This window comes from Streptomyces sp. SID1328 (assembly GCF_009865595.1).
In the GTDB taxonomy this organism is placed as follows: Bacteria; Actinomycetota; Actinomycetes; order Streptomycetales; family Streptomycetaceae; genus Streptomyces; species Streptomyces griseoluteus.
Genome location: NZ_WWKH01000085.1, coordinates 1 through 10,582, shown reverse-complemented (window position 1 = coordinate 10,582; position 10,582 = coordinate 1). Strand labels below are relative to the sequence as shown.

The 10,582-nt window shown below is 73.2% G+C and carries 10 protein-coding genes; 5 read left to right on the top strand and 5 right to left on the bottom strand.

Annotation, left to right across the window (positions count from 1 at the left end):
* Positions 1 to 223, bottom strand: a 223-nt coding sequence (locus GT030_RS02760) for a hypothetical protein (protein ID WP_161199651.1), incomplete at its 3' end; no start/stop codon positions are given.
* A 162-nt stretch (positions 224 to 385) separates the two neighbouring features.
* Between GT030_RS02760 and GT030_RS37025 the strand changes: the two genes are divergently transcribed.
* Positions 386 to 769: a cold-shock protein gene (locus GT030_RS37025; RefSeq protein WP_086694554.1), complete on the top strand. Its 384-nt coding sequence runs from the start codon at positions 386 to 388 to the stop codon at positions 767 to 769.
* An 8-nt stretch (positions 770 to 777) separates the two neighbouring features.
* Here the strand turns inward: GT030_RS37025 and GT030_RS02750 are convergent, their stop codons facing one another.
* The 4 genes from GT030_RS02750 to GT030_RS02735 all read right to left on the bottom strand — a co-directional run bounded on the left by GT030_RS02750 (position 778) and on the right by GT030_RS02735 (position 4,301).
* Positions 778 to 1,626, bottom strand: coding sequence for a 1,4-dihydroxy-6-naphthoate synthase (locus GT030_RS02750; RefSeq protein WP_161199650.1), 849 nt, complete (start codon positions 1,624 to 1,626; stop codon positions 778 to 780).
* Positions 1,616 to 2,335, bottom strand: coding sequence for a futalosine hydrolase (locus GT030_RS02745; RefSeq protein WP_161199649.1), 720 nt, complete (start codon positions 2,333 to 2,335; stop codon positions 1,616 to 1,618). The genes GT030_RS02750 and GT030_RS02745 overlap by 11 nt, the downstream gene beginning before the upstream one ends.
* A gap of 17 nt (positions 2,336 to 2,352) precedes the next feature.
* Positions 2,353 to 2,838 (bottom strand): DUF2771 domain-containing protein, encoded by a 486-nt coding sequence (locus GT030_RS02740; RefSeq protein WP_161199648.1) that lies wholly within the window; start codon positions 2,836 to 2,838, stop codon positions 2,353 to 2,355.
* A 62-nt stretch (positions 2,839 to 2,900) separates the two neighbouring features.
* Entirely contained in the window at positions 2,901 to 4,301 is a 1,401-nt protein-coding gene (locus GT030_RS02735) for an MFS transporter (protein WP_161199647.1), read from the bottom strand.
* A 281-nt stretch (positions 4,302 to 4,582) separates the two neighbouring features.
* On the opposite strand from GT030_RS02735, the gene GT030_RS02730 reads away from it, so the two are divergent.
* The 4 genes from GT030_RS02730 to GT030_RS02715 all read left to right on the top strand — a co-directional run.
* Positions 4,583 to 5,509, top strand: coding sequence for a DUF3027 domain-containing protein (locus GT030_RS02730; protein ID WP_161199646.1), 927 nt, complete (start codon positions 4,583 to 4,585; stop codon positions 5,507 to 5,509).
* 82 nt (positions 5,510 to 5,591) lie between these two features.
* Entirely contained in the window at positions 5,592 to 8,723 is a 3,132-nt protein-coding gene (locus tag GT030_RS02725) for a molecular chaperone Hsp90 (protein ID WP_161199645.1), read from the top strand.
* 188 nt (positions 8,724 to 8,911) lie between these two features.
* Positions 8,912 to 9,826, top strand: coding sequence for a hypothetical protein (locus GT030_RS02720; RefSeq protein WP_161199644.1), 915 nt, complete (start codon positions 8,912 to 8,914; stop codon positions 9,824 to 9,826).
* A gap of 169 nt (positions 9,827 to 9,995) precedes the next feature.
* Positions 9,996 to 10,582: hypothetical protein (locus GT030_RS02715; protein ID WP_202459608.1), on the top strand; the 587-nt coding region annotated here is incomplete at its 3' end.

The window sequence follows — 10,582 nt, the reverse complement described above, 5'->3', positions numbered from 1 at the left end:
GGCCCGCCGCCACCGAGCGGAGCACGCCCGCCCCGGCCATCAGGAACCCGACCGCCATCAGCATGCTCAGGCCGAACATGTAGGTGGGGAACGGATGGCTGCCGAGGAAGAGCGGGGCCACCGTGACAAGCGTGGCCACGGCGCCGAGGAAGAAGACGACGACACCGGCGCGGATCAGTCCGTCACCGGGCCCGGCGGAATTCGTTTGGGTTTTGTCACGCACCGGACCAGGGTAGTTCCCAGCGCGAGAGAACAACCGGGGAGCACCTTGTCACCCGCCCGAAGACCATTAGCCTTGGTGTCGGCGGGTCATGGTCGACCCGCCACAGTGCTACACCGAGCCCTTTCCGAGCTTTTCCCGACGAGTACGAGGACGAGGACAGACGTGCCCACCGGCAAGGTCAAGTGGTTCAACAGCGAGAAGGGCTTCGGCTTCCTCTCCCGCGACGACGGCGGCGACGTCTTCGTCCATTCCTCGGTCCTGCCCGCCGGCGTCGAGGCGCTCAAGCCGGGACAGCGCGTGGAGTTCGGCGTCGTGGCCGGCCAGCGCGGTGACCAGGCGCTCTCCGTGACCGTGCTCGACCCGACCCCGTCCGTGGCCGCCGCACAGCGCAAGAAGCCGGACGAGCTGGCCTCGATCGTGCAGGACCTCACCACGCTGCTGGAGAACATCACGCCGATGCTGGAGAAGGGCCGCTACCCCGAGCGCACCTCGGGGAAGAAGATCGCCGGTCTCCTCCGCGCCGTGGCGGACCAGCTCGACGTCTGACCCGACCGTCAAGGGAACGCCAGCGCCTCAGGGCCGAGGGCCGGTACGAGGCCCTCGGCCGCCGCACGCGTCAGCAGTCCCCGGATCGCCGCGTACCCGTCCTCGCCGAGGTCGGCGGTGAACTCGTTGACGTACAGCCCGATGTGCTGGTCGGCGACGGCCGGGTCCATCTCCTGGGCGTGCTCCATGACGTAGGCGCGCGACGCCTCCGGGTCGTCCCACGCGGCCCGGACGGAGGCGCGGAAGGCGTCCGCGAGCCGCTGGAGCGTCCCGGCGCCCAGCGACCGCTTGGCGATGATCGCGCCGAGCGGGATCGGCAGCCCCGTGGTCCGCTCCCAGTGCTCGCCCATGTCCGCGAGCTTGTGCAGCCCGTACTGCTGGTAGGTGAAGCGGGCCTCGTGGATGACGAGCCCGGCGTCCACCTTGCCGTCCCGCACGGCCGGCATGATCTCGTGGAACGGCATCACCACGATCTCCCCGACCCCGTCCGGGAGGGTGTCCGCGGCCCAGAGGCGGAACAGCAGGTACGCCGTCGAGCGCTCGCTCGGCACCGCCACCGTGCGCCCGGTCAGATCGGCACCGGCCTCCCGCGTCAGCACCAGCGGCCCGCAGCCCCGGCCCAGCGCGCCGCCGCAGGGCAGCAGGGCGTACTCGTCCAGGACGTACGGCAGCACGGCGTACGACACCTTCAGCACGTCGGACTCGCCGCGCTCGGCCATGCCGTTGGTGATGTCGATGTCCGCGAAGGTCACGTCCAGGGCGGGGGCGCCGGGGACCCGGCCGTGCGCGACGGCGTCGAAGACGAACGTGTCGTTGGGGCAGGGCGAGTACGCGATCTGCAGGGGCTCAGTCGTCATGCGTGTTCCAACTCTCCAAAGCGGGCGCGAGCTTCCCGAAGGCCCCGGCGAGGGCGGTGAGCGCGTCGCCGATGCGCCAGGCGGCGCGGTCGCGGGGACCGACGGGGTTGGACACCGCGCGGATCTCCAGCACCGGCACGCCGTGCGCGGCGGCCGCCTCGGCGACCCCGAACCCCTCCATGCCCTCGGCCAGCGCGCCGGGGTGACGCTCGCGCAGGGCGGCGGCGCGGGTGGCGGTGCCGGTCACGGTGGAGACGGTCAGCACGGTGCCGGGGCGGGCACCGGTGGCCTCGACGACTCCCCGTACGAGTGAATTCGGCGGCAGATGGGTGACGGTGCCGAAACCGAGGTCGGTGACCGGCAGGAAGCCGTCCGGGGTCTCGGCGCCGAGGTCCGCAGCGGTGATCGCGTCGGCGACGACCAGCGAGCCGACGGGGGCCTCCGGCTGGAAACCGCCCCCGATCCCGGCCGAGACGACCAGACCGTAGGGGGTGCCCCTGAGGGCGGCGGCGGTCAGGGCGCCGGCGGTGGAGGCGGCGGCGAGGGCGGGGCCCACACCGGCGGCCAGCAGGTCGTGGCCGCCGTCCGTGCGCAGCAGCGTCGCGCCGGGCAGCCGTACCTCTTCGGCCGGGCCCGGAAACGCCCGTGCCACCGCGTCCCGTTCGGCCGGGACGGCGGTGGCGACGAGGACGCGCGTACGGGCGTTCACGGGAGCGGGAGCCTCCGTCAGGAGGTCGCCTTCTTGAGCTTGTAGCTCCACAGACCCTTGGCCGACGAACCGGTGCCCATCTGGATGGACAGCGTGTTGGTGGTGCCCTGGGTGCCGTACTGCGCGTTGAAGAACGCGCTGCCGGGGATGGTGCTGTACGTCTTCTTGCTGACGTCGGTGAACTGGCGGCCGTTGACCAGCAGCACCCAGCCCGCGTCCGCGATCTTCGGGTCGACGCCGACGCGAACGGTGTCGTCGTCCGGGTCCACCGTGATCGTCTTCTCGTCGCCGGCCTTCTTCGCGCACTGCGCGAGGGACTTGGCGGTCAGCGTCTTGTCGCCGTTGTAGCAGAGCGCCTCGGAACTGACCGAGCTGTCCCCGACGGTGACCGTGGAGACGGGCGTCGGCTTGTCACAGGCCGAGAGAACGAGCAGTCCGGCGGAAACGGCACCGGCGGCGGCGAGCGCCCGGCGGCGTCGCGGGGCGGATTGCAGCGAGGTCATGCCCGAAGGCTATCGGGCACACCTCGCGGGGAGTCCACGTGGGGTACGACACGTGGACTCCGTCAGGCCACCCGTGGCCGCGTCCGCCCTCCGTGCCGGGCGGCCGCGAGCAGCCCCCGCACGGTCGTCAGCCAGCCCAGGGCCACCAGGGCGGCGGCCACCGCCAGGCCGAGGGTGCCGTTGAGGGGCATGACGATGCCCACCGCGCCGCCGAAGACCCAGGCCATCTGGAGGATGGTCTCGGAGCGGGCGAAGGCGGAGCTCCGGACGGCTTCGGGGACGTCGCGCTGGATGAGGGCGTCCAGGGAGAGCTTGCCGAGGGCCTGGGCGAAGCCGGCGACGGCGGCGAGGCAGGCCACCAGGACGGCGCCGAAGAACACCGCGGCCACGACGGCGGCGCCGAGGACGACGGCGACCACCGTCACGATGATGATCTCGGGCGCCTTGGAGCGCAGCCACGCCCCCACCGCCGTCCCCAGCGCGTTGCCCGCGCCCGCCGCCACCCCGACGATGCCCAGCGAGACGGCCGCGCTCTGTCCGGCCAGCGGGTGCTCGCGCAGCAGGAACGCCAGGAAGAAGATCAGGAACCCGGAGAGGCAGCGCAGCGCCGCGTTGGCGCCCAGCGCGTGGGTCACGGCGGGCCCGACCGTACGCAGCCCCGGCCGCTTAGCCAGTTGGCGGCGCTGCGGCCCGTGCAGATGCCGTTCGTCCGCCGCGAGCAGCGCCACGTCCTCACCCTTGGCCGAGTCCACCGTGCGGGGCAGCGAGAAGGACAGGAACGTACCCGCCACGAAGATCACAAAGGCCCCGTACAGCGGCCAGGGGTCGCCGGCCATCTGGAGCCCCGCCCCGATCGGCGCCGCCACCCCGGTGGCCAGCAGCCCGGCCAGCGTGACCCGTGAGTTGGCCTTGACCAGGGAGAACGCGGGCGGCAGCAGCCGGGGTACGACCGCGCTGCGCACCACCCCGTACGCCTTGGAGGCCACCAGCACCCCGAGCGCGGCCGGATACAGCTCGAGGCCGCCGCTCGCCACCGCCCCCGACAGCACCAGCGCGAGCAGCGCGCGGGCCAGCATCGCGCCGGCCATCGCGGCCCGCCGCCCGTGCGGGAGCCGGTCCAGCAGCGGGCCGATCACGGGGGCGAGGACGGTGAAGGGCGCCATCGTGATGGCGAGATAGAGCGCGACCCGGCCACGGGCCTCGTCGGTCGGCACCGAGAAGAAGACCGTGGAGGCCAGCGCCACGGTGATCAGGACGTCCCCGGCACCGTTCACCGCGTGCAACTCGATCAGCTTGCCGAGCCCCGACTCGCCCGCCCCGTGGGCGTGCGTGACCTTCCGGATGCCGCGCGCCGTGCCGGTCACCGGCAGGTGCAGGGCACGGCCGACGGAGCGGACGACACCGCCGACGCGGCCCGAACCGCCGCCACCGCGCCCCCTGTCCGTGGCTGTCACGTGCTTCATAGTGCCCCGAGTGGCCGTCCGATAGGCGGTTTGCGGCCATGCGAGTCGACCCGGACCCGTGCGGATCCACCTGTCCGGAACCCGCCGGGTGGCCGCGGACTGTCCCCCACCACGGGCGACGGGGTAGCGTGCGTATCTCAGCCATAACGCAGAATGGATGGCAGAGGTGCGCCCGCGCGTGATCGGACGCGGACGTCGATGCGGCCCACAGGTCCGCTCCGTCCGCTTCACCGCCGGAGGGCATCCGCACTCGTAGACGGCGTAGGAGAGAAGCGATACCTGTGAGCGCAGCGACCACGCGAAGCCGCACCCCTGACCGCCTGTGCGCCGAGGCGGTCGACCTCGCGCGCACCGCAGCGGAGGAAGCGGCCGCTCCCGGTGTCGTCGGTGAACACCTCGGTGTGGTGTCGGAGGGTGACCGCGTGGTCACCCACTTCTTCGAGTGCAAGGAACCGGGCTACCGGGGCTGGCGCTGGGCCGCCACCGTCGCCCGCGCCTCCCGCGCCAAGATCGTCACCCTGGACGAGGTCGTGCTGCTGCCCGGCCGTGACGCCCTCCTCGCCCCCGAGTGGGTGCCGTGGAGCGAGCGGCTGCGCCCCGGCGACCTCGGCCCCGGCGACCTCCTGCCCACCGACGAGGAGGACCTGCGCCTGGAGCCCGGCTTCTCCGGCGAGGAGGAGCCGCCGCCGAACTCCGTGCTGGCCGAGGGCCTGAGCGAGGTGGCCGAGCGCGAGGACGCCGAGGTCGTCCCCGGCAGCCCCGCCGTCCAGGCCGGCCCGCCCGCGCGTGGCTCGATCACCTCGGTCGCCGAGGAACTGGGCATGCGCCGCGCCCGCGTGCTGTCCCGCTACGGCCTGCATGTCGCCGCCGACCGCTGGGAGGAGGCGTTCGGTTCGAAGTCCGCCATGGCCCAGGCCGCCCCCGCCACCTGCGCGACCTGCGGTTTCCTCGTCCCGCTCGGCGGCTCGCTGGGCCAGGCGTTCGGCGTCTGCGGCAACGAGTTCTCCCCGGCCGACGGCCGCGTGGTCTCCCTCGCCTACGGCTGCGGCGCCCACTCCGAGGCCGCCGTCATGCCGACCCCGCCCCGCCCGCCGCTGCCCGTGGTGGACGAGACCAGGCTCGACCCGTTCCCGCTCCGCCCTGCCGCCGACTCCGGCTCGGTCCCGGCCGAGGGCGACGACGAAGCGGCGGAACTGGGCCACTCGTAGCGCACCCCGCCGCGCGTACGCGCGAAGGACGGACCGTCAGGTCGCTGTACCTTCGAACTCACGTCGATGATGGAGAGTGAACGTGAGCAAGTACGTGCGGCCGGCGGCCGAGGGCGCCGACCCCTTCGGCACCGCCCGTCTCCGCCGCGGTGTCCTCGACGCCTGGGCCACCAGTCCCGCCCGGTTCCGTGAGGACGCCAACGCCGAGGAGGACCTCGTCCTCGGCGGCTACCGCGACCGGCTCGTGGTGGAGCTGGCCCAGAACGCCGCCGACGCCGCCGCCCGGGCGGACACGCCCGGACGGCTCCGGCTCACCCTCCAGGGCGGCGTGCTGATCGCCGCCAACACCGGTGCGCCCCTGGACGCCGCCGGAGTCGAGTCGCTGTCCACCCTGCGCGCCTCCGCCAAGCGGGAGCGGTACGACGAGCACGCCACCGTCGGCCGGTTCGGCGTCGGCTTCGCCGCCGTCCTCTCCGTGACCGACGAACCCGCGCTGGTCGGCCGGCACGGCGGGGTCCGCTGGTCGCTGGCCGAGGCCCGCGAGCTGACCGCCGAGACCTCCCGGCACAGCCCCGGCCTCGGCGACGAGGTGCGCCGCCGCGACGGCCACGTCCCGCTGCTCAGGCTGCCGTTCGCCGCCGAGGGCACCGCGCCGGACCCGTACGACACCGCCGTCATCCTGCCGCTGCGCGACGCGGCCGCCGCCTCCCTGGCCGAGCGGCTGCTCGACGCCGTGGACGACTCCCTGCTGCTCGCCCTGCCCGGCCTGGAAGAGGTCGTCATCGAGGTGGAGGGACGCGAGCCGCGCATCCTGCGCCGCCGTACCGAGGACGCCGTCACCGTCGTGGACGACTCCCGCGACGGCACCACCCGCTGGCGCACCGTCGCCGCCCACGGCCCGCTCGACGCCGCCCTCCTCGCGGACCGCCCGGTCGAGGAACGGCTGCGCCCGCACTGGTCGGTCACCTGGGCCGTGCCCGAGGACGGTGAGGGCCGCCCGGTACGCCCCCGCACCGCGCCCGTGCTGCACGCCCCCACCCCCAGCGACGAACCCCTCGGCTTCCCCGGCGTGCTCATCGCGTCCTTCCCGCTGGACACCACCCGCCGGCACGCCGCGCCCGGCCCGCTCACCGACTTCCTGGTGGAGCGCGCGGCCGACGCCTACACCGAACTCCTCGCCGGCTGGCGCCCGGTGACCGAGGGCGCCATCGACCTCGTCCCCGGCCCGCTCGGCAAGGGCGAGCTGGACGGCGCACTCCGCCAGGCCGTGCTGGACCGGCTGCCGCGCACCGCGTTCCTGCCCCCGGCGCTGCCCCCGAAGGGCGACGACGAACTGCCCGAGGCGCTGCGCCCCAGGGACGCCGAGATCGTGGAGGGCGCGGGCGCGGACACCGTGCGCGTCCTCGCCGAGGTGCTGCCGACCCTGCTGCCCGCCGGCCTGGAGCGCCGGCCGGAGCTGCGCGCGCTCGGCGTGGCCCGGCTGCCGCTGGCCGACGCCGTGGACCGGCTGGCCGGGCTGGAGAAGGAACCCGAGTGGTGGTGGCGGCTCTACGACAGCCTCGCCGGGGTCGACCCCGAGCGGCTGTCCGGGCTGCCCGTGCCGCTCGCCGGGACCGGCCGGACCACGATCGGCCCCCGCCAGGTGCTGCTGCCCGCCCCGGACGCCACCGCGCCGGACGCCGAGGTGCTGGGCCGGCTCGGCCTGAAGATGGCCCACGCGGACGCCGCCCACCCGCTGCTGGAGAAGCTCGGCGCGCTCCCCGCCACCCCGCGCGCGGTGCTCACCACCCCGCAGGTCCGCGCCGCCGTCGCCGCCTCGCTGGACGACGACGGCGCGGCGATGTGGGAGGAGGACGCCCCGGACGCCGAGGAACTCGCCGACACCGTGCTTGCGTTGGTCCGCGACGCGGGCCTGGAGCCCGGTGACGAGCCCTGGCTCGGCGCGCTCGCCCTGCCCGACGAGGACGGCGAACTCGCCCCGGCCGGTGAACTGGTGCTGCCCGGCAGCCCGTTCGCCCGGGTGATCCGCGAGGGTGAACTCGCCGCCGTCGACGCCGAGCTGGCCGAGAAGTGGGGCGGCCGGCCGCTCGCCGCCTGCGGGGTGCTGGCCGACTTCGCGCTGGTCCGCGCCACCGACGTGGTCCTCGACCCGGACGAACTGGAGCCCCGCGACAGCGACTTCGCCGAGCCCGACGACGCCGGGCTGCTGGACGCCGTCGACGTGTGGTCCGAGGACATCCTCGACCGCTTCCCCGACAGCCCGGTGCCGCCCGTCGCCACCGAAATCGTCGCCGTGCGCGACCTGGACCTGGTGGACGACGACCGCTGGCCCGAGGCGCTCGCCCTGCTGGCCCAGCCCCCGCTGCGCGACGCCCTCGTCCAGCCGGTCCGCGTCCTCCTCCCGGACGGCACCCACGAGGTCGTACGGCCCTACACCGCCTGGTGGCTGCGCGGGCACCCGGTGCTCGACGGCCGCCGGCCGGCGGGCCTGCTGGCCGCGGGCGGCGACCCGCTGCTGCGCGGCCTGTACGACGAGGCGGACGCCACCGGCTTCCACGACGAGCAGGTCCTCCGGGCTCTCGGGGTACGCACCTCGGTGGCCGCGCTGCTGGACGAGCCCGGCGGTGCCGCCGAACTCCTCGACCGGCTCGCGGACCCCGACCGACCGGTCAGCCCGGTGCAACTGCACGGGCTCTACAGCGCGTTGGCCGACCTGGACCCGGAGCAGGTGACCCTCCCCGACGAGCTGCGGGCGGTGCGTGACGGGCTCGCGGTCGTGGTGGACGCGCGGGACGCGGTGGTCGTCGACTCGCCCGACCTGCTGCCCTTCACCTCCGGGATGCCGCTGCTCCCGGTACGGCCGTCCCTGGCCGCCGCGCTGGCCGAGCTGTTCCAGGTACGGCGGCTGAGCGAGTCCGTCACCGGCGCGGTGGACTCCGAGGGTGCCGAGCACGAGGTACCGGAGCCGGTCCGGGCGTTGCTCGGTCCGGCGGCCCCGGCCGGCTATGTCGAGCACGACGAACTCGTCGTGGACGGCGTCGAGATCGACTGGCGTCTCACCGACGACGGCGTCCTCCACGCGGCCACCCTGGAAGGCGTCGCCGCCGGCCTCGCCTGGGCCTCCGGCCAGTGGCCCCGCCGCTTCGAGGTGGCCGCCCTCCTGGAGGACCCGTCCCGCACGGAGGAACTGGCGCGGGACCGCTGGTTCGACTGAAGTCCGTTGCTTGAGCTGCGGCTTCACGAATTGGTCGCAGAATCTGCGAGTTTCGTACAACCGTCCCCGCGGATCGCACGTCTGATCGTGTGAGCCAACAGGCTCACACGATCATTCGGGCCCCAGCACGCCGGTCCGCCCCGTCGGGCGCGGCCGTCTCCAGGGCCCCTTCACGCAGGGGAACGCACATGCGCACTCGTGCCACCGTGGCAGCCGCGACCGGCGCCCTGGCCCTCTCTGCCTTCGCCGTGCCTGCCGCCCACGCCGCCGCCCACCCCGTGGCGCCCTCCGAGGCATCGGCCGCGAGCAAGGTCCTCCACGCCTCCCACGGCGTCAAGGGCTTCGGCGTCAAGTCCAAGGGCACGCCCTACGACATGGACGTCACCTTCTCGAAGGTGAACGTCAAGAGCGGCAAGAACATCGTCGTCGGCACCACCAACGTGGTCCGGGTCCCGGTGTCCTACACGCTGACGCACGGCGTGGACGTCGACATCGACGCCCCCGACTTCGTCACGGGCCTCGCGCTGTACCGGGGTGCGGAGTTCGACTACGCCGACAACGAGATCGACAGCGACGCGGCCGTCTGCACCGCGTCGTCGGCGACCGTCGCGTCCTGCAAGGCCACCATCGAGATCGACCCGATCTTCCTCTTCAACGAGGACGCGGCCACCTGGAAGACCGCGGCCTTCGCCGTCGCCTTCAACGGCGAGGACCCGTTCGACCCGCAGGACCTGAGCAAGATCGGTGTCGCGGTCAAGGACAAGGCCGCCTCCAACAAGCTCCAGCGCTACTCCCGTCTGACGGTCAACGCCTCCCCGGAGCCGGTCAAGAAGGGCAAGACCATCACGGTCACCGGCGCCCTGACGCGCGCGAACTGGGACGACTCCCGCTACCACGGCTACACCAAGCAGCCCGTCAAGCTGCAGTTCAAGAAGAAGGGCGCCAGCGCCTACACGACGCTGAAGACCGTCACGACGGACTCCAAGGGCAACCTGAAGACCACCGTCAAGGCGTCCGCCGACGGCTACTTCCGCTACAGCTTCGCGGGCACCTCGACCACCCCGGCGATCGACTCGACCGCCGACTTCGTCGACGTGAAGTAATCCGGCAGTAGTGCGCAAGAGGTGAGCGGGCGGGGCCCTTGACCAGGCAATGAGTGGGCAAATCCCGGTCAAGGAACGCCCCGCCCGTACAACCAGGAAGACCCCTCACGGATCTGATCACCCGAGTCGACCGACTCACCGATCACTTCTCCCCCAGAGGGAATCGCACATGCGCATACGTGCCACCGTGGCCGCCGTCACCGGCGCCCTGGCTCTCGCTGCCTTCGCCGCTCCGGCCGCGCACGCCGCACCGGCCACGCCGTACACGATGAACGTCAGCTTCTCGAACCTGAAGATCGCCTCGTCGATCAAGGTCGGTACCACCAGCAAGGTCAGCACGACCTACTCCTACACGCTGACCCACGGCAGCGACGTCAAGGCGACCGCGGCCGACTTCTACAGCGACGCCTACCTGTACCGGGGCTCCCTGGACGACCCGACCGCCACGGTCGAGGGCGACGACTTCGCCACCTGCAAGGTCGCCACGAGCACCACGCTCACCTGCACCGGCACCATCGACGTCTACCCGGCCGAGGGCGACCTGACCGCCTCCGACGCCGGCAAGTGGTCCCTGGCCGCCGAGGCGACCGCCTTCAACGGGCAGAACCCCTCCAGCCCCGACTACAGCAAGGTCGGCTTCAAGGACCAGGGCGGCCTGGCCACCACCAGCCTGCTGCGCTACTCCAAGCTCACCACCAACGCCTCCCCGGAGCCGGTCAAGAAGGGCAAGACCATCACGGTCACCGGCGCCCTGAC